The organism is Enterobacter sp. 4974935 (assembly GCF_058661735.1).
In genome coordinates this window covers 2,935,907-2,960,068 of record NZ_JBZWGT010000003.1, presented here as the reverse complement: position 1 = coordinate 2,960,068, position 24,162 = coordinate 2,935,907, and the positions used below count along the sequence as shown (strand labels likewise).

General features: G+C 54.4%; 23 protein-coding genes. 7 read left to right on the top strand and 16 right to left on the bottom strand.

All coding sequences use genetic code 11. The annotated features are described in order from the left end of the window. Nucleotides 1-47: 47 nt before the first annotated feature. Together rhlE and dinG are read left to right on the top strand one after the other, a co-directional pair. Entirely contained in the window at nt 48-1,430 is a 1,383-nt protein-coding gene (gene rhlE, locus AC4OVS_RS15465) for an ATP-dependent RNA helicase RhlE (protein WP_491922545.1), read from the top strand. Nucleotides 1,431-1,526: 96 nt separating this feature from the next. Continuing rightward, on the top strand, nt 1,527-3,704 hold the full coding sequence (gene dinG, locus AC4OVS_RS15460) for an ATP-dependent DNA helicase DinG (RefSeq protein ID WP_038415719.1): 2,178 nt from the start codon (nt 1,527-1,529) through the stop codon (nt 3,702-3,704). Here dinG and AC4OVS_RS15455 read toward each other — a convergent pair. From AC4OVS_RS15455 to AC4OVS_RS15435, 5 genes are all read right to left on the bottom strand, one after another. Further along, a complete protein-coding gene (locus tag AC4OVS_RS15455; protein ID WP_023299643.1) occupies nt 3,691-4,194 on the bottom strand; it encodes a fimbrial protein in 504 nt (167 codons plus the stop codon). The two genes, dinG and AC4OVS_RS15455, sit on opposite strands and share 14 nt — an antisense overlap. Before the next feature lie 5 nt (nt 4,195-4,199). Beyond that, nucleotides 4,200-5,189 (bottom strand): fimbrial protein, encoded by a 990-nt coding sequence (locus AC4OVS_RS15450; protein WP_022647513.1) that lies wholly within the window; start codon nt 5,187-5,189, stop codon nt 4,200-4,202. A gap of 22 nt (nt 5,190-5,211) precedes the next feature. After that, a complete protein-coding gene (locus AC4OVS_RS15445) occupies nt 5,212-7,755 on the bottom strand; it encodes a fimbria/pilus outer membrane usher protein (RefSeq protein WP_139153951.1) in 2,544 nt (847 codons plus the stop codon). 22 nt (nt 7,756-7,777) lie between these two features. After that, a complete protein-coding gene (locus tag AC4OVS_RS15440) occupies nt 7,778-8,452 on the bottom strand; it encodes a fimbrial biogenesis chaperone (protein WP_022647515.1) in 675 nt (224 codons plus the stop codon). 69 nt (nt 8,453-8,521) lie between these two features. After that, complete coding sequence (locus AC4OVS_RS15435; RefSeq protein ID WP_022647516.1) at nt 8,522-9,058, bottom strand: fimbrial protein; 537 nt, start codon at nt 9,056-9,058, stop codon at nt 8,522-8,524. Nucleotides 9,059-9,314: 256 nt separating this feature from the next. On the opposite strand from AC4OVS_RS15435, the gene ybiB reads away from it, so the two are divergent. Beyond that, nucleotides 9,315-10,277 (top strand): DNA-binding protein YbiB, encoded by a 963-nt coding sequence (ybiB, locus tag AC4OVS_RS15430; RefSeq protein WP_022647517.1) that lies wholly within the window; start codon nt 9,315-9,317, stop codon nt 10,275-10,277. A gap of 116 nt (nt 10,278-10,393) precedes the next feature. Here the strand turns inward: ybiB and ybiJ are convergent, their stop codons facing one another. From ybiJ to mcbA, 3 genes are all read right to left on the bottom strand, one after another. Continuing rightward, nucleotides 10,394-10,654: a DUF1471 family protein YbiJ gene (gene ybiJ, locus AC4OVS_RS15425; RefSeq protein ID WP_003858474.1), complete on the bottom strand. Its 261-nt coding sequence runs from the start codon at nt 10,652-10,654 to the stop codon at nt 10,394-10,396. A gap of 285 nt (nt 10,655-10,939) precedes the next feature. Then, complete coding sequence (locus AC4OVS_RS15420) at nt 10,940-11,206, bottom strand: DksA/TraR family C4-type zinc finger protein (protein WP_022647518.1); 267 nt, start codon at nt 11,204-11,206, stop codon at nt 10,940-10,942. Between the two features lie 118 nt (nt 11,207-11,324). Next, on the bottom strand, nt 11,325-11,588 hold the full coding sequence (gene mcbA / locus AC4OVS_RS15415) for a DUF1471 family periplasmic protein McbA (protein WP_022647519.1): 264 nt from the start codon (nt 11,586-11,588) through the stop codon (nt 11,325-11,327). Nucleotides 11,589-11,830: 242 nt separating this feature from the next. Between mcbA and rlmF the strand changes: the two genes are divergently transcribed. Beyond that, on the top strand, nt 11,831-12,742 hold the full coding sequence (gene rlmF, locus AC4OVS_RS15410) for a 23S rRNA (adenine(1618)-N(6))-methyltransferase RlmF (protein WP_045621950.1): 912 nt from the start codon (nt 11,831-11,833) through the stop codon (nt 12,740-12,742). 43 nt (nt 12,743-12,785) lie between these two features. On the opposite strand, the gene ybiO is transcribed toward rlmF, so the two are convergent. The 6 genes from ybiO to rhtA all read right to left on the bottom strand — a co-directional run bounded on the left by ybiO (nt 12,786) and on the right by rhtA (nt 19,383). Then, nucleotides 12,786-14,996, bottom strand: a complete 2,211-nt coding sequence (gene ybiO, locus AC4OVS_RS15405; protein ID WP_155019058.1) for a mechanosensitive channel protein — start codon at nt 14,994-14,996, stop codon at nt 12,786-12,788. 120 nt (nt 14,997-15,116) lie between these two features. Then, entirely contained in the window at nt 15,117-15,839 is a 723-nt protein-coding gene (gene glnQ / locus AC4OVS_RS15400; RefSeq protein ID WP_022647522.1) for a glutamine ABC transporter ATP-binding protein GlnQ, read from the bottom strand. Then, entirely contained in the window at nt 15,836-16,495 is a 660-nt protein-coding gene (gene glnP / locus AC4OVS_RS15395) for a glutamine ABC transporter permease GlnP (RefSeq protein WP_010428919.1), read from the bottom strand. The genes glnQ and glnP overlap by 4 nt, the downstream gene beginning before the upstream one ends. 93 nt (nt 16,496-16,588) lie before the next feature. Further along, complete coding sequence (gene glnH / locus AC4OVS_RS15390; protein WP_003858455.1) at nt 16,589-17,332, bottom strand: glutamine ABC transporter substrate-binding protein GlnH; 744 nt, start codon at nt 17,330-17,332, stop codon at nt 16,589-16,591. A gap of 361 nt (nt 17,333-17,693) precedes the next feature. Beyond that, nucleotides 17,694-18,197 (bottom strand): DNA starvation/stationary phase protection protein Dps, encoded by a 504-nt coding sequence (dps, locus tag AC4OVS_RS15385; RefSeq protein ID WP_000100801.1) that lies wholly within the window; start codon nt 18,195-18,197, stop codon nt 17,694-17,696. A 298-nt stretch (nt 18,198-18,495) separates the two neighbouring features. Beyond that, entirely contained in the window at nt 18,496-19,383 is an 888-nt protein-coding gene (rhtA, locus tag AC4OVS_RS15380) for a threonine/homoserine exporter RhtA (protein WP_491922544.1), read from the bottom strand. 355 nt (nt 19,384-19,738) lie between these two features. Between rhtA and ompX the strand changes: the two genes are divergently transcribed. After that, nucleotides 19,739-20,257, top strand: a complete 519-nt coding sequence (gene ompX / locus AC4OVS_RS15375) for an outer membrane protein OmpX (protein ID WP_003858450.1) — start codon at nt 19,739-19,741, stop codon at nt 20,255-20,257. A gap of 116 nt (nt 20,258-20,373) precedes the next feature. Here ompX and AC4OVS_RS15370 read toward each other — a convergent pair whose 3' ends face one another. Both AC4OVS_RS15370 and mntS read right to left on the bottom strand, forming a co-directional pair. Continuing rightward, the gene (locus AC4OVS_RS15370) at nt 20,374-21,957 is read right to left on the bottom strand and encodes a phosphoethanolamine transferase (protein ID WP_022647524.1); all 1,584 of its coding nucleotides are present in this window, start codon (nt 21,955-21,957) and stop codon (nt 20,374-20,376) included. Between the two features lie 268 nt (nt 21,958-22,225). Then, nucleotides 22,226-22,354, bottom strand: a complete 129-nt coding sequence (mntS, locus tag AC4OVS_RS15365) for a manganase accumulation protein MntS (protein ID WP_022647525.1) — start codon at nt 22,352-22,354, stop codon at nt 22,226-22,228. A 182-nt stretch (nt 22,355-22,536) separates the two neighbouring features. On the opposite strand from mntS, the gene mntR reads away from it, so the two are divergent. Both mntR and AC4OVS_RS15355 read left to right on the top strand, forming a co-directional pair. Beyond that, the gene (gene mntR / locus AC4OVS_RS15360) at nt 22,537-23,010 is read left to right on the top strand and encodes a manganese-binding transcriptional regulator MntR (protein ID WP_022647526.1); all 474 of its coding nucleotides are present in this window, start codon (nt 22,537-22,539) and stop codon (nt 23,008-23,010) included. Continuing rightward, nucleotides 23,007-24,116 carry an anion transporter gene (locus AC4OVS_RS15355; RefSeq protein ID WP_045308536.1) on the top strand — a complete coding sequence of 370 codons (1,110 nt, stop codon included), beginning with the start codon at nt 23,007-23,009 and terminating at the stop codon, nt 24,114-24,116. Before mntR ends, AC4OVS_RS15355 begins: the two co-directional genes overlap by 4 nt. The last annotated feature ends 46 nt before the right edge of the window (nt 24,117-24,162 follow it).

The window sequence follows — 24,162 nt, the reverse complement described above, 5'->3', positions numbered from 1 at the left end:
CTCCCTGAAAACTACACCTGTGATGGTCGGGGCGGTTCGGAGTTTTTATGTCTTTTGATTCCCTTGGTCTGAACCCGGAAATTCTGCGCGCCATCGCAGAGCAGGGCTACGTTGAGCCAACCCCTATTCAGCAGCAGGCTATCCCGGCCGTTTTGCAGGGCCGTGACCTGATGGCAAGCGCGCAGACCGGTACTGGTAAGACCGCGGGCTTTACCCTGCCGCTGCTGGAGCTGCTGGTAAAAAACCAGCCACACGCCAAAGGCCGTCGTCCGGTGCGTGCGCTGATCCTCACCCCAACCCGCGAGCTGGCGGCCCAGATTGGTGAGAACGTGCGTGAATACAGCCGCTATCTCAACATTCGTTCGCTGGTAGTTTTCGGCGGGGTAAGCATTAACCCGCAGATGATGAAGCTGCGCGGCGGCGTGGACGTGCTGGTGGCAACGCCGGGGCGTCTGCTGGATCTGGAACACCAGAACGCGGTGAAGCTCGATAACATCGAAATTCTGGTGCTGGACGAAGCCGACCGTATGCTGGACATGGGCTTCATCCACGACATTCGCCGCGTGCTGGCGAAGCTGCCGACGCGTCGTCAGAACCTGCTCTTCTCCGCGACCTTCTCCGACGAGATCAAGGCGCTGGCGGAAAAGCTGCTGCATAACCCGCTGGAAGTGGAAGTCGCGCGCCGCAACACCGCCTCCGAGCAGGTGACGCAGCACGTGCACTTTGTAGATAAGAAGCGCAAGCGGGAACTGCTCTCCCAGATGATCGGCCAGGGCAACTGGCAGCAGGTGCTGGTGTTTACCCGCACCAAGCACGGCGCCAATCACCTGGCGGAACAGCTGAATAAAGATGGCATCCGCAGCGCGGCCATTCACGGCAACAAGAGCCAGGGCGCGCGTACCCGCGCGCTGGCAGACTTCAAGTCCGGCGACATACGCGTGCTGGTGGCAACCGACATCGCCGCACGCGGTCTGGATATCGAAGAGCTGCCGCACGTGGTGAACTACGAGCTGCCAAACGTGCCGGAAGATTACGTTCACCGTATCGGCCGTACCGGACGCGCGGCGGCAACCGGGGAAGCGCTCTCTCTGGTTTGCGTGGATGAGCACAAGCTGCTGCGCGACATCGAACGCCTGCTGAAGAAAGAGATCCCGCGCATTGAAACCCCGGGCTATGAAGTTGACCCGTCAATCAAAGCCGAGCCAATTCAGAACGGTCGTCAGGGTGGCGGGCGCGGTCAGGGCGGCGGTGGTCGCGGTCAGCAGCCGCGTCGTGCCGAAGGCGGCGCGCCGAAATCTTCGGGCAAACCGCCGCGTCGTAATAACGACCGCAAACCGGCCGGTGAAAACCCATGGCGTAGCGGCGAAGGGAAACCGGCAGGCGAGGGGCAGCGCCGACGCCGCCCGCGTAAGCCTGCTAACCCGCAGTAATCTGGAAGCCCGGTCGTAAAGCCGGGCTTTTCTTTTTGCGGCAGCGGAGAGAAAGTGCCACAATAGTGGCTGTTTATACAGTATTTCAGGTTTCCGATGGCTTTAACCGCTGCGCTCAAGGCGCAAATTGGCGCATGGTATAAGGCGCTACAACAGCAGATCCCCGATTTTATTCCCCGAGCCCCGCAGCGGCAGATGATTGCCGACGTGGCAAAAACGCTCGCCGGGGACGACGGGCGACATCTGGCGATTGAAGCCCCGACCGGCGTCGGGAAAACCCTGTCGTATCTTATTCCCGGCATTGCCATCGCGCGGGAAGAAGATAAAACGCTGGTGGTCAGTACCGCTAACGTGGCCTTGCAGGATCAGATCTTCAGCAAAGATTTGCCGCTGCTGCGCAAAATTATCCCCGATTTACGGTTTACCGCCGCCTTTGGTCGCGGGCGCTACGTCTGTCCGCGCAATCTGGCGGCTCTGGCCAGCAGTGAACCCTCCCAACAGGATCTGCTCGCGTTTCTTGATGACGAGCTGACGCCAAACAACAAGGCGGAGCAGGAGCAGTGCGCAAAGCTGAAGGCCGATCTCGACGGTTACAAGTGGGACGGCCTGCGGGATCACACCAACCAGGCGATCGGCGACGACCTGTGGCGCAGGCTCAGCACCGATAAAGCAAGCTGCCTGAACCGTAACTGTCACTACTATCGCGAGTGCCCGTTCTTTGTCGCCCGGCGTGAGATTCAGGAAGCGGAGGTGGTTGTCGCCAACCACGCGCTGGTCATGGCTGCACTGGAGAGTGAAGCGGTCCTGCCGGAGCCCAAAAACCTGCTGCTGGTGCTTGATGAAGGTCATCATCTGCCCGACGTGGCGCGAGATGCGCTGGAGATGAGCGCGGAAATTACCGCCCCGTGGTTTCGCCTGCAACTGGATCTGTTCTGCAAACTGGTGGCAACCTGCATGGAGCAGTTCCGTCCGAAAACCACGCCGCCGCTGGCGGTCCCGGAGCGGTTGAGCGAGCACTGTGAAGAGGTGTACAGCCTCATCGCCTCGCTGAATAACATCCTTAACCTGTATCTCCCCGCCACCCAGGAGGCGGAACATCGCTTTGCGATGGGTGAGTTGCCGCAGGAAGTGATGGAGATTTGCCAGCAGCTGGCGAAGCACCTGGAAAAGCTGCGCGGGCTGGCGGAGATGTTCTTAAACGATCTCAGCGAGAAAACCGGTACCCACGACGTGGTGCGTTTGCACCGCATTCTGCTGCAAATGAATCGCGCGCTGGGGATGTTTGAAGCGCAGAGCAAACTCTGGCGGCTGGCTTCGATGGCGCAGGCGTCCGGCGCGCCGGTGACTAAGTGGGCCACCCGCGAAGTACGAGACGGGCAGGGACATCTCTTCTTCCACTGCGTGGGCATCCGCGTGGCCGATCAGCTGGAAAAGCTGATCTGGCGCAGCGTGCCGCACGTGGTAGTGACGTCAGCGACTCTGCGTTCCCTGAACAGCTTTTCAAGGTTGCAGGAGATGAGCGGCCTGAAAGAGAAAGCGGGCGACCGCTTTGTGGCCCTGGACTCGCCGTTCAACCACTGTGAGCAGGGCAAGCTGGTCATTCCGCGCATGAATTATGAGCCGCTTATCGATAACGAAGAGCAGCATATTGCGGAAATGGCGGCCTACTTCCGCGAGCAGGTTGAGAGTAAAAAATACCCCGGTATGCTGGTGCTGTTTGCCAGCGGTCGGGCGATGCAACGCTTCCTGGAGCACGTCACGGATCTGCGCTTACTCCTGCTGGTGCAGGGCGATCAGCCGCGCTATCGGCTGGTGGAAACCCACCGTAAACGCATTGATAACGGCGAGCGCAGCGTGCTGGTGGGGTTACAGTCCTTTGCGGAAGGGCTTGATTTGAAAGGCGACTACCTGACGCAGGTGCATATCCATAAAATCGCCTTCCCGCCCATCGACAGCCCGGTGGTGATCACCGAAGGCGAATGGCTGAAAAGCCTTAACCGTTATCCGTTTGAAGTACAAAGCCTGCCTGCAGCGTCGTTTAACCTGATTCAGCAGGTCGGGCGCTTGATCCGTAGCCACGGCTGCTGGGGCGAGGTGGTGATTTATGACAAACGACTGCTCACCAAAAACTACGGCCAGCGGCTGCTGAATGCGCTGCCGATCTTCCCGATTGAGCAGCCGGACGTGCCGGAAGTAAAAAAACGCCCGACAAAACTGGCTGCCGGGCGTCGAAAAAGCTTCCGTGCTAAGGGGCGCGGTCCTACTGGTAAGTGAAGGTCACCTGGATCACGCTGCTGAACGTGCCGGCAGAGATGGGCATCGAGGTGGCGTAATAGCGTGCGGCCAGCGGGAACGTGGCCGTGTGGTCTGACGGGTTTATGGCAGCGTTAAAGGCGGCCTGCGGGGCAATCAGTATCTTGTCCTGACGATCTGCCAGCTCCAGTGCCAGCCCCTTTGCGCTACCGAGATTGGCAAATTTGGTGGGATGGGTGCTGTCGGCCTGACCGTAGAAAAAGGCGGTGGCAAGCGCCAGCGTGGCCGGGCAGTGCGACACCGAAAGGGAAAAGTCCTTCCACTCGCCGGTATCGCCCACGTCTTTAAAACTACCCGATGCCGCCTGGCCTAAGTCCACCGTCAGGTTGCGGCTGGCACTGTCAATGACGCACGTGTTGGCGTAAATGTTACCCGTCATCTGGATCTGTATATCATCGGCGTGGGCCTGGGCGATCAGCCCCAGCGCGAGAATCAATGCGGTTTTTTTCATGACGTTCACTTATAAGCGAGGGTGATGGTTGCCACAGTATTGGCTGGCCCGGGGGTGACTACATTGCTGACCTGCTCGTAGCGAACCTCAAACGGGATCACCAGCGTTTCGTTGGCTACGGCCTGATTTTGGGTACTTACATAGGTACCGAAGGTGGCGAGATGGTCATCAAATAGCATTCTTACTCCGACGCCTGTAGCCATGCCGGTCTGCTGCGTGAGTTTGATCACCCCCTCAAATGCTGTGTCATATCCATTCGCGCTGGTGATTTTTAGCTCAGGCTGTACGGTTGTGTCACAGTTGACGGTGATATTAAATTTTTGAGCAGGGCTGGATAAAAAACCTACGCTGATGAAATCACTGACGGGAAAATCGCCCAAATTAACGGTGAGATTTTTCGGTAAAACGGAGCAGGTGACCTGATGAAGAATAACATTACCTGCATAGGCGATGTGGTTAGGGTTGCCGATCCCTTCATGGCCGAAAACGCCAATGCCAAATTCGGTTTGAGACTGCACCAGCGTACCGGATGTCACGGTGTCACTCGTTTTAACCAGCTCAAGCGTTATTTCAAAGCTAAAAGTCTGTGTTCCATCGGTAGAGACGTAGCCAACAGGCGTTCCACGTGAATCGCACTGCACGCCGCCAGCGCCGCTAATTCGCTGCCCGTGATCATTCATCAATGCTACGCCAATCCCCGGCACACCGGATTCGTATACCCCCCTGAGCCCTGGCATTTCCGCTCCGGTGCCGTAGTAGCAGGAGACAATCTCCAGGCCGCTGTCGGTACTCTGATCGCAATGCCCGGCAACATGAACGCTCTGCTCTGTACCCGGGATAGTTGCGCCAACTGCCAGCGTCGTCGGGACAGAAATGGATGCCACGTTGATCATTTTGGGGAGATCCGGCGTGGTGCAGGTCGCCTTCGCATGCGGCATGAATAACGCAGCGGTTCCCAGAATCAGTAAGAAAAAGCACTGTTTAATCATTTGCATAATGTTTTGCCTTTAGGGGAGATCAGTGACACTGCGCGGCAGCGTTAATGATGCTGGTTTTCGCTTTCTCATCCGTGAGCACATAGTCAGCGACGCAATGCTCGTTTGCCTCCTGTCCCCAGGAAACGCGGAGATGCCCTTGCTGTGGCAGACCCGAGAGATAGGTCTGGCCGTCATTCCCGACGATAAATTCGCTGTCCTTGTCCTCGGTGGTAACCGTTGCGCCGAACGGCAGCGGTTTACCGTTTTGCGTGAGCGTCATCAGGACGCGATTGCCCACGCGCGTCGTGAAGCTGGCGCGCACAATGGCTCCGCGGGTTGGCGTCACAATTTGTGCCGCATGGGTGACGTCGGCGTCCTCCGGCAGCGTTTCCGTATCCAGCGCAATAGTGTTGTGGCGATACGCGGTGACGAACGGTACGACGGTGTAGCCGCGGAAGTCGGTTTCAACGCCGGTCTGGTTAGTGATATGCGTGCCGTGCGTACCCGGGGCTTTCACGAGCGCAATGGTCTCACCGAGCGGCTGGCTCAGCGTGATGCCGTTTGCATGGGCAATCACGCCTCCCTGCAAGCCGACGTTCAGTGTTTGCTGATATTTATCCTGACTGACGCCACCGCTCACTTCACCGTATGTCGCTTTGTAGTCGGCGTTAACGCTGGTGGAGTTACCGCTGCCGGTGCTGCTCAGCCCCTCCTGGAGATTCCAGTTCAGGTTGTCTTCTTTCAGGGCCGTACCGTTCAGGCCGATGTTCTGCGTGGTGCCATCTTTCGTGTTGTTCAGGTTGTACGTGGCCCAGGTGTTATGCATCCAGCGATCCAGCGGAACCGAAACGCTCAGCGAGAACTGGTTGTCGTTCGTCACCGCATTACCGTCCAGATCGCTGTCGTGAGTGTTTTTATTCATGCTGTAGCTAAGGCTGTAGCTAACGCCGTGCCAGCTGTTGTTGTAGCTGACGCTCATGGAGGTCATGTCCTGATTCTGGCTCCAGTAGGTTTCCTTCACCATGCTCAGCGTGACCGATCCCCAGCCTTCTGGTAGCGTCTGGTCGATGGTGGCTTCGGTACGGGCGCGGCGCTGCTGTGGCGCAGACCAGTTGTCGGCGCGGGTATACGACTCCATGGTGTCGTCCAGGGTGTAAAACCCCTTGCTGTTGTAGCGATAGCCCGCAAGCGAAAAGTTGGTGCCTGAACCGGCGAAATCTTTGCTGTAGCGTACGCGCCACGATTTGCCTGTGCTGGACTGCTGTTTTTTCAGCAGGGCTCTGGCGCGAGTCACGTCAATGGAGAACGCCCCTAAATCACCCATGTTTTTCCCGGCGCCTATCGCCTGCGACTGATAATGACTGCTCTGCTGTACGCCGCCGTAGGCCGTGAAGCCGTGGGGTAAACCATAGATGGCGCTCCCCTGAGCAAACGGGGTCTTTTCAACATCTTTGTCATAAGAACGATAACGCCCGGCAGTTACGCTGTAGCGCAGGTTTTTTTCACGCTGCAATACCGGAACGGAGGCAAACGGCACCACGAAATGGCTTTCGCTGCCGTCAGTTTCTTTCACCGTGACCTGGAGGTCGCCGCTGCTGCCGGTGGGGTAGAGATCGTTAATTTCGAAGGCCCCCGGCGCGACCGTGTTCTGATAAATCACGTACCCGTTCTGGCGCACCATCACCAGCGCGTTGCTGTGGGCGGTGCCACGAATAATAGGCGCATAGCCTTTTTCGCTGTCGGGAAGCATGTCGTTATCGGATTTCAGCTCCACGCCGGTGTAAGGGACACTGTCAAAAACATCAGCAGGTGATGAGCTCTGGCCAACGGTGATATCGCTTTTCATCGCCACAATATCGCGTTGCGCATAGGTATAAACGGAGGTGAATTTCTGTTCCTCCTCATTGCCTGTGGTGCTGCGATTCCAGGTGGAATAGTTGCGAAGGCGCCATGCGCCAACGTTTAAACCCGGACGCAGGTTCACGTACTGGCTACTGCTATCCTCTTCACCCTGCTGGCGCGCATGGCTCTGGCTGGCGTTGACGCTGTAATTAAGCAAGCCCGCGTTGATCCCTTCGTCAAACTCTTTCGGGTCGATGTAACCGCGTGGCACCTGTCCGAGCGCCTTTTGCGGAATGCTCAGCAGCAGCTGCTGGTTGCGAACGTGAAAGATTGCAGATGAAGCAGGGATGACACCTAGATCGGCACACTGGCCTTTGGCCATGAGCTGAGGAAACTTTTGGGTCCTGATACCGAGACTTTTTAACTCACCCATGCTAAAGCAAGGTTGTAACGTGTCGTTGCCCTGCGAATCTTTCTCAAGCGTAAAGGTCACGTTGCGGGTATCAATTTTATTATTATTGATAAACACCGCGACCTCATATTTCCCCGGTGCCTGGCCGGGACCTTTTTCATAGACGGACAGATCGGTTTTACCCTGCTGGGGATTATCTATATCCAGCAGGGCGGGGTTAAAATAATCATCAGCCATAACCTGCTGCGCAAAGATGGCTATTGCCAGGCCACAGAGAATGACCAGCAATGAAGACATTCGGCAGGTGAACGGCTTTTTGTGGCTGTACATGATTATTTTATTACCGGAACGATTAATGAACGGATTTCGACCAGGAATGGCTGATGCTGCCGTAATCATTAATAATGGAATACGTCACGTTTGAGCCCCCGACATTACCCGGTATGGCAAAATGTGTTTCTGATTTCGGAACAGCCCAGGTCGCTTTTGTGACTTTCTGACCGTTAAGCGTGACGGTCTGGAAATTCATATAGAAAGGCGTAGGGTTATTCACCACCAGGTCGTTACCTTCGCGATGCCATTCAAGCTTATCCGCCACATCTTCTGGTCGGCCTTTTACCGCGGACGGGCGATACAGCAATTTAATGCGGGTATTAATGGCAATTTGCAGCGTATTTACTCCCTCAACGTGTTTTGAGGAAGGGATCGCTTTGATATTCAACCAGTACAGAGATTCCCTGTCTTCCGGTAAATTTCCGCCCGTGCGTACCACGCGCAGAACGTTATCTTCTTTTGCATCCAGACGGAAAAGCGGCGGGGTGATCAGGAATGGGGCTTTGGCCGGGTTTTTACCGCCAGAATCGACCCAGGACTGTACCAGATAATCCGTCGTATCTGGGTTTGACAGGCCAAGAGATGATTCCTTTTTATCTCCTTGATAGACCAGCCGGGTACCATTAATCACGACGCCCGCATGTGCAGAGGCTGCTATCAGTAAAAGAGTGCTCAGTAAATAACCGTGGCGCATAAAGATTTCTCAATAAATAGAAGAGATATTAATGCCCGCAAAAGCATTAATATCTCAGGATTGATAAGATCAGTTATAAATAACGGTGAAAGTCGATACAGAGTTGGCAGGGCCTGCGGTAATGGCGGCCTGAGTTTGAATATAACGCGCACCGAATTCCAGGTCGTTAACTGCCGTGCCGGAGGCTAAAGGATATTGCTGCGAAGGCGTATACAGAGTGACAGGCTGCCCGGAAGCATCCATCAACTGAATGGCTACACCGGTTGCCGCATCGGTATCTGGCGTTAATGCCAGCGCGGCATTATTATCCGCATCCGGGGTACCACCGAAGTTAATCGCAGCCGAGGTCACTGTTTCCGGACAATTGGTTAACTTAATATCAAACTTCGTTGATGTGCTGGTAGAGCCTGCGCCGGTAAATACCGTTTTAGACACCTTACCCAACTGAACGTTTAATGGATTACTTAATCCATTCACGACCTGGCAAGCAGAATCGATAATTTCACCGGTGAAATTAATCTGACCTTCACCGTTAGTTGCCGCAAATGCGGATGCAGAACATCCCACCGTTGCGGCGATAAAAAAACCTAATGCAACCTTGTTCATAGTTAATCCTGATGTGATTCTGGTAAAAGCGTTGCCTGGACGTTTTTACCGTTGACCCTTAATGATTTTTCGATGTTTATTTAATCAAAAAAAGGGTCGCTGCGGATCTTTTGTCCCAATCACAAATAATGTAAATAGTGCTTGAGTTTAATTTTTTTATATGAAAACAGCAGGTTGATAATGATCACAAAACACTATCGGGTCTGTGTTCATCGGGCTATATTGTTAACAAGATAATGCAGTCAGGAGAAATGTCGTGGATTACCGCAAAATTATCAAAGAGGTAGGGCGTGGGAAAAACCACGCTCGCGATCTGGACCAGGAAACAGCCCGCGCGTTGTACACGCATATGCTGAATGGCGACGTGCCGGAACTGGAAATGGGCGGCATTTTGATTGCGCTGCGTATTAAAGGGGAAGGTGAGGCGGAGATGCGCGGCTTTTATGAGGCCATGCAGTCGCAGACCATGCGCTTAACCCCGCCCGTCACGAAGCCGATGCCAATTGTGATCCCGACCTACAACGGCGCGCGTAAGCAGGCAAACCTCACGCCGCTGCTGGCTATTCTGTTGCAGAAACTCGGTTTCCCGGTAGTAGTGCATGGCGTGAGCGAAGATCCGACGCGCGTGCTGACAGAAACCATCCTGGCGTTGTTAGGTATTGAACCGACCCTCCATGCCGGTCAGGCACAGGCAAAGCTGGAGGGGAATCAGCCGGTCTATATCCCCGTTAGCGCGCTCTGCCCACCGCTGGAAAAGCAGCTGGACATGCGCTGGCGCATGGGCGTACGTAACAGCGCTCACACCCTGGCGAAGCTGGCGACGCCGTTTGCCGAAGACGCCGCGCTGCGTCTTTCCAGCGTCTCCCATCCGGAATACGTGACGCGAGTCGGGCAATTCTTTGCCGAAATCGGTGGACGCGCGCTGCTGATGCACGGTACAGAAGGCGAGGTTTACGCCAACCCGCAGCGTTGTCCACAGCTGATGCTGATTGAGCCCGCCGGGACGCGGGTCGTTGTCGAACGTGGGGAAGAGAACAGAGATGCGATCCTGCCTGAGTCGAAAGATCCGCAGGTCACCGCGCGCTGGATTGTGCAGTGTCTGGCCGGGAAGGTGCCGGTTCCGCAGTCAATCAAGCTGCAAATGGCCTGCTGCCTGCTGGCTGCAGGGGAAGTCGAGTCCGTGGAAGCCGGGTTGCAGCGCGTGGCGCAGTCATTTTAAGCAAAAAAAAGCCCGTCCAGTGGCGGACGGGCAAACAAGGGTAACAACAACAGGGTCAATGAGGGTTGGAGCATCTCACCAGAGGGTATGGCGAGGGTGGAGCATAATTTGTTCGATTACTTGTAGATAACCGCAGTACCGCTCAGTTTGTTATTACCGTTAGTGGAAGTGATGGTGTATCCACTTGCGCCCGCGGCGGCAGCTTTTTCAGCCAGTTTTGCTTCCAGACCGTCCAGCGTGGTCGCGCCTTCAGCACTCACCACACCGATTTTGTTCAGATCCTGTGCCTGAGTAGAGGAGACTGGCTCTACAGCGAAAGCGCCGAAAGACAGAGCGGACAGGGCAACAGCGGCAACAGCATATTTGATGGTTTTCATAGGTCAATTCTCGCAGGTTATTCTGTTAAGGGGACGATGTTCCGTCGATGTGATAAGTATCACGCTTTTTAGCGGAAGATAAAATCGAAGAGAATTGACGTGGTTGGTCAAAAAAATTGAATGACAAATAACTTATTGATTATTAATAAAATCAGAAGCGCAATTGACACTTCTTGCGGATACGCTTTACAGACACAATCAGAAGGGCACGTTTTGCTACGCGCTTCGCTGAAAGTCGTGAGCGTAAAGTAAACTGTTGGTGCGGTTAACTACGGTAAAGGAAAGTCAACGTAACTGGCTGTCTTTCGATCCTCTACGATTATATCCTGAATGTGAAGCATTTTTTGAATCTTTCTCCTGCTGACAGGTGATGCAAAGCCGTACTCCGGGAATGGCTTTACGTCGTGCCTCAGGAATGGGATCCCCGCACTCTTCGCATTCCGTCAAACTTTCGCCGCGCGGAATTTCACCGCGAGCACGCGCAACCGCATCTTCAATGGTACTGTTGATCTGTTCGTTAACGGCGTCGTCATTCGCCCAGCCGGAAGCCATGATGTTCTCCTGAAAGGGTCAAGTCATGCATTTTAATATGGGGTGAAAAAACGCACAGTCAAGGCGCAGGCAGAGAGAACTGCATCTGCCGGACAGATGCAGTTTGGAAGGCGGTAAGTTATTTATAGATAGTCGCGGTACCGTACATATGGTTATCGCCACCGGCGGCGTTCACCACGAAGCCTTTAGCGCCTTCCTGACGGGCTTTTTCGGCCAGCTTGTCCTGAAGGTCATCAAGGTTGCTTGCCCGGCTGACAGAGACCGTCCCGGCCGCGCGTAGCTGGCTGGTGTCGGTACTGTCGGTCAGAGGTTGAACGGACAAGGCAGAGAATGATGCGCCTGCCAGCGCACCCGCAATAATAAAGGTCAGATACTTTTTCATAATCACATCCTCAGGGGAAACAACAGGTGATTCCTGTTAAGTTTAGAAGCCTGATGCGTGTGATTTAGCGCAAAAATTTGATGATGATCTGCTTATTTTTTGAACGATAAATTCTGACAATTTGTTGACAGATCATAGACATACAGGTCGCTGATTTTTGTCGTTTTTTTGTGCGACTCAGACAGATATTTACCCCCGCGCCGTCACAGGGTATCTTACGCGGCTGTTTAAAGGAGAATGCCATGACTTCCCACAAGCCGGGATTGCACCCGCGTAACCGCCACCGTAGCCGCTACGATATGAAAGCCCTGTGTCTGAGCTGCCCTGAATTGCAGGGTTTTATCGTTCAGACACCAGCCGGTGAACCGTCGGTAAACTTTGCCGATCCGCTGGCGGTTAAAACGCTGAACAAAGCGCTGCTGGCCCATTTTTATGGTGTGACGCACTGGGACATCCCTGATGGCTTTCTCTGCCCGCCGGTCCCGGGCCGTGCGGATTACGTCCATCATCTTGCCGATCTGCTGGCGGATGACCACGATGGCGTAGTGCCGAAACAGGCTACCGTCCTTGATATCGGTACGGGCGCGAACCTGATCTACCCCCTGATAGGCGCACATGAGTACCAGTGGCGATTTACCGGCAGCGAGATCGGTGATGAGGCCTTCGCCAGCGCGCAGGCCATTATCAACGCTAACCCGGGGTTAAGCCGGGCCGTTCGTCTGCGTCGTCAGAAGGATGCCGCTGCAATTTTCACCGGCATTATTCATAAGAACGAACAATATGATGCCACCCTGTGCAACCCGCCATTCCACGACTCCGCCGCCTCCGCGCGTGCGGGAAGTGAACGCAAGCGGCGTAACCTGGGCCAGGCCGAAGATGGCGCGCTGAATTTTGGCGGCCAGCAGCAGGAGCTGTGGTGCGAGGGCGGGGAAGTGGCCTTTATTTTGCGCATGATTGCCGAGAGTAAAGGCTTCGGTCGTCAGGTGAAATGGTTTACCACGCTGGTCTCTCGTGGCGATAACCTGCCGCCGCTTTACCGCGCGCTGACCGAAGCCGGCGCGGTGAAGGTGGTCAAAAAAGAGATGGCGCAGGGCCAGAAGCAGAGCCGCTTTATTGCCTGGTCCTTTATGGACGATAACAAACGTCGCAAATAATCGTTTCTCGGGCCGGGAAAGGCGAAGCCGCCACCCGGCTCGGTTACAGCGTCGGCTCCTGTGGAGGGAGCGGCGAAGCGGGCGGCGACAATACCTGATACGTCTGCACCGGCGCTCTCACGTTCGCCAGATCGAAGTGTTTTTTCACCATGCTGTCGAGAGCAAAGCGCACCGTCCACTGCTTAAGCGGCTGGGTGGTGAACGACACGCGCAGGGTAAAGGCTGTGTTTGTCAGCCCGACGATGCCCGCAAACGACGGCTCACCAATTACCAGCCCGCGAATATCCTCCATCTCCATCAGTTCGCTCACCGCATCCCGCAGCGCCTGTTTCGCCTTATCTGCATCTTCGTGACGATCGACATCATAATTCGCCACCACCGAACCAATGCCGCGCACAAAGTTGGCAAAGGTGGTGATCGATGACCACGGAATAATGTGGTACGCCCCGGTATCCTGACGTACGCCGACGGAGCGAATGGACATCCTCTCCACCGTTCCGGTGAGCGGTCCAATGGTCACCAGATCCCCGGTGTTCATCCCGTTCTCAAACTGGATAAAAATACCGGTGATAATATCCTTCACCAGCGTCTGCGAACCAAAGGAGATCGCCAGTCCCAGGGCACCGGCACCCGCCAGCAGTGGGGCGATATTTACGCCGATTTCCGACAACACAATCATGATGGTAATGGTGCTAATGATCACCGCCAGCGCGTTGCGGAACAGCGTCAGCAGTGTGCGGGCGCGGGCGCTTGGCAGGGGCCTGCCGTGGACATCCGACACCAGACGGTTTTCGATAAGGCTTGCCAGCAGCGTCCAGCCGACGGCGGAGAAGAACAGGATCAGCGCGATACGAATAAGAATATCGACGGTCTTTTCTCCCGCACCGTTATGCAGCCAGTTCCAGAAATCAAACAGTCCCCACGCATTCAGCAGCAGCATAATTGCCACGCAGACCGTCAAAATACGCGCCACCTTCAGCGACACCGATGTCCAGCCATTTACCCGTTTTTGCAGCTCGGGGTAATTACGCTGAACCTGCGGCGACAGGGTGATCGTCTTCGACAGCCAGCGGGAGAGCAGGCCAGAAACAAAGGCCGCGATGCCGATAATCGCCAGGCTTTTGAACGTCGCCCCCATCATAAATTTCAGGCTGTTGCCCGGATCGAACAGCGAGAAGAAACACAGCACAATAAAATAGGCGCTGGCCAGCCAGTGCCACACCAGCGCAAAGGCGCGAATAAAGAGGCTGAAAAAGGAGAGGGAGCGATCGGCCAGGTGAAGCAGACTGTCGGTGATCCCTTTTTTATTGTGGAAGATGAGGTACAGCGCCCAGACGGTAATACAGAGCATGATCAGCACGTTCGCCAGGGCCCCGAACTGCACGTTAACCTGGTTGGAAATAATCGGGACGGCAACCAGCAGGCCATAGCCGATTAACCCACTCAGCACGCTGAGCCGAACCGCCCAGTATTTGGCGCTCCGATCCGAAATGGCGAACGGGCGAAGTTCTGGCACGCGCGGACAGAATATTAACCGCAGGAGCGCCTTAAAGAACTCGATCAGGGCAAAGGCGTTCAGGAACAGCCCCTGCTGAAAGGCGATGGTTTTGTTCCCGGTATTAAGACGGTCGGCCAGCATCTGGCCGACAAACAGCGTCAGCGCCAGCAGCAGCAAATCGATGATAAAGGCCCCGGTAATCATTGCCGGAAGATGCAGCCAGCTGCTTTTATGTTGATTCTTTTTACGTCCCCAGTGGCCCATCTTCCGGTAAAGCGGCCAGACAGACAGGCGCAACAGCCAGTAAAAAATGAATACCGCGGCGGCCAGAATAGAAAACTGGGTCGCGGCTGCAGAAAAGGTGTGGGGATTAAAAGGCTTATGCGAGGTGCCAACAAGGTTGCGATAGAGCTGGGCAAAACGCGACGACAGGGCTTCCCCGTAGCGGCGACTGATATCGGTGACGTTTTCCAGTACCGTCTTTTCGTCTTCGACTTCCGGCGGCGCGATAGTCGGAACCGGATCCTGAGGCGGTGTGGCGGCCACTTTCCTCAACTGATCGATAAGCTCCTGCCGGGACGTGTCGTTCTCAAGCACGTCGGCAAGTGCGCTGTAAGCGGCTTTTTTCTTTTCAGCGTCGGGTTCTGGCGGCGCATTTTGCTGGGTGGCGGTGGCTCCGGTGGTGACGCCGGGAATGGTTACAGCAAGTGATGGCGCGCTAAACAGGGTAAACAGTAGCAACAGGATCCACGGCACGGCGTCCTCCGACAAAAATATCGTGCAAAATGATAAGTATAGAGCGCGCGGAGCGGAGGGGAGTTTTTGGGAACAATCCGGCATAAAAAAGCCGGGCATGCCCGGCTCTGTGTATGGCTATCAGGAGACGTGTTGCAGGAACTCCTGGAGGCGCTGGCTCGGTGGGTTCGCAATCAGCGCCTGCGGATTACCGTCTTCCGCGATGCGGCCCTTATCAATGAAGATCAGACGGGACGCCACTTTTTCGGCAAAGCCGATTTCGTGGGTAACGATCACCATCGTCATGCCTTCTTCTGCCAGATCCTGCATCACTTTCAGCACCTCGTGACGCAGCTCCGGGTCGAGTGCGGACGTTGGCTCATCAAACAGCATCATCTTTGGCTTCACCGCCAGCGCACGGGCAATGGCCACGCGCTGCTGCTGGCCACCGGACAGCTCGGAAGGATAGTGGTGGGCACGCTCCGCCAGACCCACTTTCGCCAGCAGATCTTTTGCCAGCGTTTCTGCCGCCGCTTTGCTGGCCCCACGCACGCGCAAAGGACCGAACATCACGTTTTCCAGCGCCGTCAGGTGCGGGAACAGGTAGAACTGCTGGAACACCATGCCCGCTTCCTGGCGGATCAGGCGCTCGTCCACTTTCGGATCGTTCACCTTCAGACCATCGACGATCAAATCGCCGCTGGTGATCTCCTCGAGCTTGTTAATGCAGCGCAGCAGGGTGGATTTTCCGGAACCCGACGGCCCGATGATCACCACCACTTCACCCTGCCTGATGTTCAAATCGATATTGTGCAGCACCTGGGTTGGACCAAAGTGCTTGGAAACATTTTTAAATTCAATCACAGGATTTTCATCCTTCTTTCAAGACGACGCAGAACAAAGCTCAGGACAAGCGTGATAATCAGGTAGACAACGGCGACCGCACTCCAGATTTCCAGGGCGCGGAAGTTACCCGCGATGATCTCCTGGCCCTGACGGGTCAGCTCGGCCACGCCGATAACAATAAACAGCGAGGTGTCTTTAATGCTGATGATCCACTGGTTGCCCAGCGGCGGCAGCATGCGGCGCAGCGCCAGCGGCAGGATCACGTGACGGATCGTTTCGCGACGGGAAAGACCTAACGCCAGGCCAGCTTCGCTGAAGCCTTTATGAATCGACAGCACCGCACCGCGGGTGATTTCCGCAATGTAGGCGCCGGAGTTGATCATAATGGTGACGACAGCTGCGCTGAACGGGTCAATGCGCAGATCGTTGAAGGCCATCGGCAGGGCGAAGTAGATAAACATGACCTGCACCACAATGGGGGTGCCGCGGATCACTTCGATGAAAACCAGCGCGATGTGGTTTGCAATCCAGCCGCCGTAGGTGCGGGCGAAACCGGCCACCAGACCGATAATTAACCCGCCAACCAGACCGAGGACCGAAATCCACAAGGTCATTTTAGCGCCTTCAAGCAAGAGAGGAATGGCAGGCCAGATGGCGCTCCAGTCAAACTGCATGATGTATTCCTGTATACCGTGGTGAAAAACGAAAAACGTAGGCCCGGTAAGCGGTAGCGCCACCGGGCGTTACAAACCTGAAGTCAGGTGAAATTATTTAGGCTCGGTACCGAACCATTTTTTGTAGATTTCGTTATAGGTGCCGTTCTCTTTCAGGGTTTTCAGCGCGCCGTTAACTTTATTACGCAGGTCGTCGCTGCCTTTCGGGAACGCAATACCGTACTGCTGAGCTTCCAGAGAATCACCTACCGCTTTGAACTTGCCGTTACCGGCGGTTTTGATGAAGTAAAGGATGTTAGGCGTGTCGTGCAGCACCGCGTCTGCGCGGTTGGTGCCCAGTTCCATGTAAGCGTTGTCGATGTTCGGGAACTGACGCAGGTCTTTGGTTTTGATATTGGCTTTCGCGTAGTCAACGGAACCGGTGCCGCTCTTCACGGCGACCACTTTACCGTCGAGATCTTTCACGCTTTTCACGTCGTTGTTATCCGCTTTCACCATCACCAGCAGGCCGCTTTTGTAGTAGCCATCAGAGAAATCGATCGCTTTTTTACGCTCTTCGGTAATGGTGATGCCCGCCAGCGCCAGGTCAACGTTTTTGGTTTGCAGTGCCGGGATAATACCGCTGAAATCCATTGGCTTCAGGGTGTAATCCAGTTTGAGTTCTTTTGCGACAGCGGCCCACAGATCAACGTCAAAACCAACGTATTTATCACCCTGTTTGAATTCAAACGGTACGAACGCCGTGTCAGTCGCCACAACCAGTTTGTCGGCAGCCTGCGAGGACACCGCAAACGCCAGGGTAAGTGCAGCCAGTGAAACTTTTAATACAGACTTCATAGCATTTCCTTTTATATCCACGGGGCGATCCCCTGCGAGAACCTCAGGCACAATGAAAAAATCGTGCCAGTTTTACAAGCTGTTGTTTTGCAAAGGGGATAATGTCACGCATTGCACAAAAAGCGTGGCAATTCTGTCAGGTTGCACCAGAATGGAGCACCGTTTTGGTGCGCTTCGTTAAGGTCTTCTGACAGGGGGATATTTAGCGCAGAATCTGACGAAAAAACAATCTTCTGTTAACGGTTGTGTGAGGTGATTATTACATTTTATTCACTTTTGCGGCCGTTGCGGACAAAAGTGTGCACCATAAATGTGCAAAACCCCCGCCAGGGGCGAGGGTTATTCAGACAATCCGCAGGGATTATTCGATGTTTGACTCAATGAACCACAGGAACTGATCCAGGTCGCGTGACGCGGCAGTGAAGATATCAGCGGTGTCTTCATCTTTTGCTTCGCCAATCGCTTTACGAACATCGTTCGCGACAATCGCATAACGGTCCGCCAGCTCTTTCAGGTGATCCTGAACGGTATGGATATCCAGCGGATAGCTTTTCAGTGGCGTTTTGCTGTTGATCACCTGCGTGGTACCCAGAGCCACACCGCCCAGCTGTACGGCGCGTTCGGCCATGGTATCCAGATGAGTCACCAGTGCTGTGCGGAAGCCATCCAGCATTTCATGAACGGCAATAAAGTTTGCACCGCGCATATTCCAGTGGGCCTGTTTGGTGATCAGCGAAAGATCGATGAACTGGACCACCTGGCGATTCAGCAGCTCAATGGTCGCTTTTTTATCGCTATCCGATACATCGTTACGGGTATAAAGCAGATTAGACGCTTTCGTTTTCACCAGTTTAGCGGTACTCATAATCTCATATCCTCTTGATGTTTGTGTCCCAGGTAATTACGGGATTAATTATAGCACCGGATTTTTTCTTTGCGGTTTGGCGCTGCCTATCGGTTTAATAGCGAAAGGATGGTTGAAGTTTTAACTTAATGATTTTAAAGTTTTTTATATAAATTGATGCAGATCAATCTTAATTCATTAAGTGACAAGGCGGGCAGGTGAAATATTTTGGCAATATAAGAGAGTTTGTAAGAAATTATTTGAAGGGCTGACGAGGCCTATATTCTGCATGGCCGGTAAGCCATGCAGAATTTAAGGGCTAGTTGAGGTCAATCTTATGTACTTTTGGTTCCTGGCGCATGGTCAATGTAGAGCCCATTGACGCCGCGATAATGGAACAGAGCGCCAGCGTCTGCACCAGTGTCAGGGTTTCGCCGAGGAACATCATTCCAGAGATGGCAGCCAGCGCGGGCTCCATGCTCATGAGCGTACCAAAAAGACGCGTAGGCAGACGCGTCAGGGCGATCATCTCCAGAGAGTAGGGCAGCGCCGTGGAAAGAATGGCGACCGCCAGCCCAACCGGCAGGATTGACCACTGCCATATTGAGTCCGTTGCTTGTGCCATGCCGATCGGGACAAAGATAACCGCGGCAATCAGCGAGCCTAAGGCGACTGTCGCGGGGCCGTGCTCTTCGCCCGCACGCTGACCAGTGAGAATATACACCGCCCAGCACGCCCCTGCGCCCAGCGCCAGAGCGGCCCCTGTCAAATCGATTTGTGAAACGCTTTGGCCGAGCGGCAGAAGGAACCATAGCCCCAGCACGGCCAGTATGACCCAGATAAAGTCTACCGGGCGACGAGAAGAAAAGAGGGCAACCGCCAGCGGGCCGGTAAATTCAAGCGCGACCGCGATCCCCAGCGGGATAGTCTGAATAGAGAGGTAGAACATGTAGTTCATCCCTCCCAGCGCCAGCCCATAAAAAAGCAGAGGCAGTCGCTGCTCCTTTTTAAACCGTAGCCGCCAGGGTTTAAAGACAACCACGAGGATCAGGGTGCCTAATGCGATACGCAGCGCCGTGACGCCGGGCGCACCAATCAGCGGAAACAGCGATTTTGCCAGCGACGCGCCGCTTTGTATGGACATCATCGCGATAAGTATGACTGCCACCGGCATCCAGACCGACGATTTACGAGGTAAACCTGGCATCCTTTCTCCTGTCAATTTTTGTCAAAAGAGGTAAAAGTCGCAGTGTAATGGAAATAACCTGCAACGGTTGAGCTACTGTTGAAAAAAAATCCAGGGAAAATCCGTAAAATGAGAAAACGTTGCTGATTTTATCGCCTGAAAGATTAGGAATAATCTGGATGAACTAAATGGCGATGACGCGCACTATTAGCATTTACAGGTGAAAATCTGGAGTTATTTGAACGAGATAGCTGATGCTGGAAATGTTCTGTTACAGGAAAGGTCGCATTAGACATCGTGAATGACAAAGAGTTTCACAGATTTTTTTGATATATTTAAAACTTACGGACTTACTTGAAGCACATTTGAGGTGGTTATGAAAAAAATTGCATGTCTTTCAGCACTGGCAGCTGTTCTGGCTGTTTCCGCAGGTACCGCTGTAGCGGCAACTTCAACTGTAACTGGTGGTTACGCTCAGAGCGATATGCAGGGCGTGATGAACAAAACCAACGGTTTCAACCTGAAGTACCGTTACGAGCAAGACAACAACCCGCTGGGTGTGATCGGTTCTTTCACTTACACCGAGAAAGATCGTACTGAAAATGGCTCTTACAATAAAGGTCAGTACTACGGCATCACCGCGGGTCCTGCTTACCGCCTGAATGACTGGGCAAGCATCTACGGTGTTGTAGGTGTTGGCTACGGTAAATTCCAGCAGACCGAAAACCAGGGTCTGAACCGTACTGCAAGCAACAGCGACTACGGTTTCTCCTATGGCGCAGGTATGCAGTTTAACCCAATCGAAAACGTTGCTCTGGACTTCTCCTATGAGCAGAGCCGTATCCGCAACGTTGACGTTGGCACCTGGATCGCGGGCGTAGGTTACCGCTTCTAATCACTTCGGTGAGCCAGTAAAAAATCCGCCCAATGTGGCGGATTTTTTTTGTTTGTACCCTCTCCCCGTGGGAGAGGGCCAGGGTGAGGGCATCAGCCTGCACGAGACGGCAGAGATCACTTACTCTTAATATCGAAAATATCCGTCCCCAGATGGTTATAGTCAACTTTCTGTAACCTGAAGTTGGTAATGTAAACTGGCGGGCCCTTCTTCCCGGAGATAAACGGGTAATCATTTTTTATCTCTTTCGCCTTAATCCCCGTCCACTGTGAGAAGAATTTCAGGAAATCGTTCGCGGAACGGCGCGCTTTGATGATGCGATGCGTTTTGTCATCACTCGACAGCACCATAAACGGTACCTGGAAGTTCTGCTGAAACTTGTCATCGTGGGCCAGATACTGCACCTCTTTACCGCGCTCCTTAAACGCCAGACCGTGGTCAGAGAAATAGACCATCGAGAAGCTATCGCCGCTGTTGCGCAGCTGCGCGTACAGCTTGCTGAGCAGATCGTCGGTTTGCGTCATGGTGTACAGATAACACGAGGTCTCTTTGGATTGCACAAACTCCGCATATTTTCCCCCGGTACGATCGCATGCCTGCGGGTGTGACCCCATCAGGTGCAGGACGATCAGCTGCGGCTGGGTGCGCTGAGTGGCAAAGACCTGCGCGGTCATTTTTAGCAACGCTTCATCTTTTGTGTTTTTATCGGCTTCGAAATCACCGCTTTTCAGGAACTGTACCTCGTCGGCACGCTTCGCGATGCTGGCAATGGCGGTATCATACTCGCCGATCTGCCCCTGGTTGGAGAACCACCACGTCTGAAAACCTGCCCGGTTGGCCAGGGTGACAAAATTATCCTGAAACTGCGGTTTTCCATCCACGACACGGTTGAGCGTCAGACCGAGAGATTTCTGCGTCGAACCGCTGGCCGCCACGTAATCGGTAAACAGCGTACCGTTGACGGAGCTGGCAAACGGCGTGTTATCCCAGTGACCGCCAAACGCGCCGAGCGCATCGCGACGCGCGCTTTCACCGATCACCACCACATAGGTGTGATACTTCGGTTTCACCGCCAGCACGTTCCAGGTATCTTTCATGGTGGAAAGCTCGGCCATACGCGCCTGCTCGTCGAGCACTTCCTCGTTATTCACTACCACGTCTTTAACGAAGCGAAACACCGGATACCCGGTATCTTTAAGCTTAAACACGCCGCCCCAGGCCAGATTTTGTACCGGCGCAACAAAAAACGTCACTACGCTAAAGGCCAGGCACAGGCTTTCAATTTTACCCCATGTTTTTTTCCCGACCTGCTTACGGCGAACCGCAATCACGCCGAGAGCAAAAATGAAAAGGCCAACCACGTAGTTGTACCACGGGAAGATCGTCAGGATCTCTGTAGACTCTTCCATATTGGTGGAGTGGAGCGCCAGCAGGGTATTAAAGTTCGGCGCGCCATAGGCCTGGCCGAACGGGAAATAGGCGGCAGCCACCAGAGAACAGATCCCGATAAGCACTTTCTGCATGCGCGGTGCGCTTCGCCATAGCAGGTGAAGAATGCAGGTGAACCCGACGGCATAAAGCAGGCTAAAGGGGTAGCCAAGAGCAAAGTTAATTAACAGCGATTGCAAAAAATAAAATCCCGTCCACGGGCTTAGGGCCCGGCTGCGGGTAACAAGTGTATCAATCAGGGTTACGTTCATAGATCACTATCACGAAAACGCCATGTGCTCACCCTGGCGTCAAGGGTCAAAGCCTGCCGGACAGTGCGTGGAAAGGGAATGGAGGTCCGCTTCAGCGAGCCGCAAATTGTGCAGGGCTGCAAGAAGATAGTGCGAGCGTGAATTAAGGTCAACAGTTGCTAAACAGATGTTTTGCGAAGGGGGCTGCAAATCCGCAAAAATAATCAGGAAAAAGCGAGTTTACAACGAAAGTGTGACAGGAAAATGAAGCGGCGTGCCGCGACGCCGCTTAGTGAGAAGATTTGTCGTCCTGATGCGGTTTGGCGTTAAACATATCGCACAGCATGTTCAACAGCATTAGACGCACTTTAAAAGGAGAGTGGGTAAACACGTTCATACACCTCTTGAATTCATTCATAAGACCTCCTGATTCATGATCCCTTCGATCCGTGAAGGGTGACTGCATTACATACAGATATAGCACAGGCTATATTGTATAGCTATGGCTAATTCGTTAATTTTTTGTGCTTGTAGAGCTATGGTTTACAATGTGCGCTCCGTTACAGGGCGCTGGAAGCGTCAACCCATTGAGGAAGCACAATGAACCGTCGCGCAGGTAAGCCAACAACAAAAAAAACGACGCAACTGGTGAACGTTGAAGAACATGTGGAAGGCTTCCGCCAGGTGCGTGAGGCGCACCGCCGGGAGCTGATTGATGATTATGTCGAACTGATCTCCGATCTGATTCGTGAAGTTGGAGAAGCGCGCCAGGTGGATATGGCCGCACGCCTGGGGGTGTCGCAGCCAACCGTTGCCAAAATGTTAAAACGTCTGGCGTCGGTCGGGCTGATCGAGATGATCCCCTGGCGCGGGGTGTTTCTCACCGCTGAAGGCGAAAAGCTGGCGCAGGAGAGCCGCGAGCGCCATCAGATCGTCGAGAATTTTTTACTGGTGCTGGGCGTCAGCCCGGAAATTGCCCGTCGGGATGCCGAAGGTATGGAACACCACGTCAGCGAAGAGACGCTGGTGAAGTTCCGCGAATTTACGCTCAAATATGGCCCCGCCGCTGAATGAACATCCCCGGCTTGCAGGCCCTGAAACGCGATCGTTTTTTCCATCTTTTACTTATCACTGGCGTTGGGCTCAGCGTCTTTGTGCCCTTCACGCCGCACACCTGGCCGGCGGCCATAGACTGGCGCACCATTATTACCCTGAGCGGTTTGATGATGCTCACCAAAGGCGTAGAGCTGAGCGGCTATTTTGACGTGCTGGGGCGCAAAATGGTGCGCCGCTTCGCCACCGAGCGCAAACTGGCTCTGTTCATGGTCTTTTCGGCGGCGCTGCTGTCGACGTTCCTCACTAATGACGTAGCGCTGTTTATCGTGGTGCCGCTTACGCTCACGCTGCGTAAGCTGTGCGAAATACCGGTTACCCGTCTGATTATCTTTGAAGCGCTGGCCGTCAATGCAGGCTCGCTGCTCACGCCGATCGGTAACCCGCAGAACATTCTGCTGTGGGGACGCTCCGGCCTGTCGTTTACCGCATTTACCTGGCAGATGGCGCCGCTGGCGCTGGCGATCGTGGCGACGCTGCTGGTGGTGGGCTGGTTTGCTTTCCCGAATAAATCGTTGCAGTACCACAGCGGTACCACCGGCCCCCAGTGGCAACCGCGTCTCGTCTGGAGCTGCCTGGGACTGTATATCGTTTTCATTACCGCGCTGGAGTTAAACCAGGCGCTGGCGGGCGCGCTGCTGGTGGCGTGTGGCTTCCTGTTCCTCGCCCGGCGGGTGCTGGTGAGTGTTGACTGGACGCTGCTGCTGGTGTTTATGGCGATGTTTATTGACGTGCATCTGCTGGTCCAGCTCCCGGTATTGCAGACCGTTCTTCATAGCGTCAGCGGTCTGTCGCAGCCGGGACTATGGCTGACGGCGATTGGTCTCTCGCAGGTGATCAGTAACGTGCCGTCCACCATTTTGCTGCTTAACTATGTTCCCCCAACGGTACTGCTGGCGTGGGCGGTCAACGTCGGCGGCTTTGGGCTGCTGCCCGGCTCGCTGGCCAACCTCATCGCCCTGCGGATGGCCAACGATCGCCGCATCTGGTGGCGCTTCCATTTATGGTCAATCCCGATGCTGCTCTGGTCTGCGGCGGTCGGTTTCGGACTATTCCTTCTCATATAGTGCGCAATTTGTCAGTTTTTCCTGGCAAATGTATAGCAACGTCCTA

Coding starts and splice junctions, on each gene's coding strand:
- AC4OVS_RS15445 (WP_139153951.1), bottom strand. CDS start 7,755: ATGTACAGCCACAAAAAGCCGTTCACCTGCCGAATGTCTTCATTGCTG.
- AC4OVS_RS15355 (WP_045308536.1), top strand. CDS start 23,007: ATGAACATCCCCGGCTTGCAGGCCCTGAAACGCGATCGTTTTTTCCAT.
- AC4OVS_RS15455 (WP_023299643.1), bottom strand. CDS start 4,194: ATGAAAAAAACCGCATTGATTCTCGCGCTGGGGCTGATCGCCCAGGCC.
- rhtA (WP_491922544.1), bottom strand. CDS start 19,383: ATGCCAGGTTTACCTCGTAAATCGTCGGTCTGGATGCCGGTGGCAGTC.
- dinG (WP_038415719.1), top strand. CDS start 1,527: ATGGCTTTAACCGCTGCGCTCAAGGCGCAAATTGGCGCATGGTATAAG.
- ompX (WP_003858450.1), top strand. CDS start 19,739: ATGAAAAAAATTGCATGTCTTTCAGCACTGGCAGCTGTTCTGGCTGTT.
- AC4OVS_RS15370 (WP_022647524.1), bottom strand. CDS start 21,957: ATGAACGTAACCCTGATTGATACACTTGTTACCCGCAGCCGGGCCCTA.
- AC4OVS_RS15450 (WP_022647513.1), bottom strand. CDS start 5,189: ATGCAAATGATTAAACAGTGCTTTTTCTTACTGATTCTGGGAACCGCT.
- ybiJ (WP_003858474.1), bottom strand. CDS start 10,654: ATGAAAACCATCAAATATGCTGTTGCCGCTGTTGCCCTGTCCGCTCTG.
- AC4OVS_RS15435 (WP_022647516.1), bottom strand. CDS start 9,058: ATGAACAAGGTTGCATTAGGTTTTTTTATCGCCGCAACGGTGGGATGT.
- AC4OVS_RS15420 (WP_022647518.1), bottom strand. CDS start 11,206: ATGGCTTCCGGCTGGGCGAATGACGACGCCGTTAACGAACAGATCAAC.
- glnH (WP_003858455.1), bottom strand. CDS start 17,332: ATGAAGTCTGTATTAAAAGTTTCACTGGCTGCACTTACCCTGGCGTTT.
- rhlE (WP_491922545.1), top strand. CDS start 48: ATGTCTTTTGATTCCCTTGGTCTGAACCCGGAAATTCTGCGCGCCATC.
- mntR (WP_022647526.1), top strand. CDS start 22,537: ATGAACCGTCGCGCAGGTAAGCCAACAACAAAAAAAACGACGCAACTG.
- mntS (WP_022647525.1), bottom strand. CDS start 22,354: ATGAATGAATTCAAGAGGTGTATGAACGTGTTTACCCACTCTCCTTTT.
- rlmF (WP_045621950.1), top strand. CDS start 11,831: ATGACTTCCCACAAGCCGGGATTGCACCCGCGTAACCGCCACCGTAGC.
- dps (WP_000100801.1), bottom strand. CDS start 18,197: ATGAGTACCGCTAAACTGGTGAAAACGAAAGCGTCTAATCTGCTTTAT.
- AC4OVS_RS15440 (WP_022647515.1), bottom strand. CDS start 8,452: ATGCGCCACGGTTATTTACTGAGCACTCTTTTACTGATAGCAGCCTCT.
- mcbA (WP_022647519.1), bottom strand. CDS start 11,588: ATGAAAAAGTATCTGACCTTTATTATTGCGGGTGCGCTGGCAGGCGCA.
- glnP (WP_010428919.1), bottom strand. CDS start 16,495: ATGCAGTTTGACTGGAGCGCCATCTGGCCTGCCATTCCTCTCTTGCTT.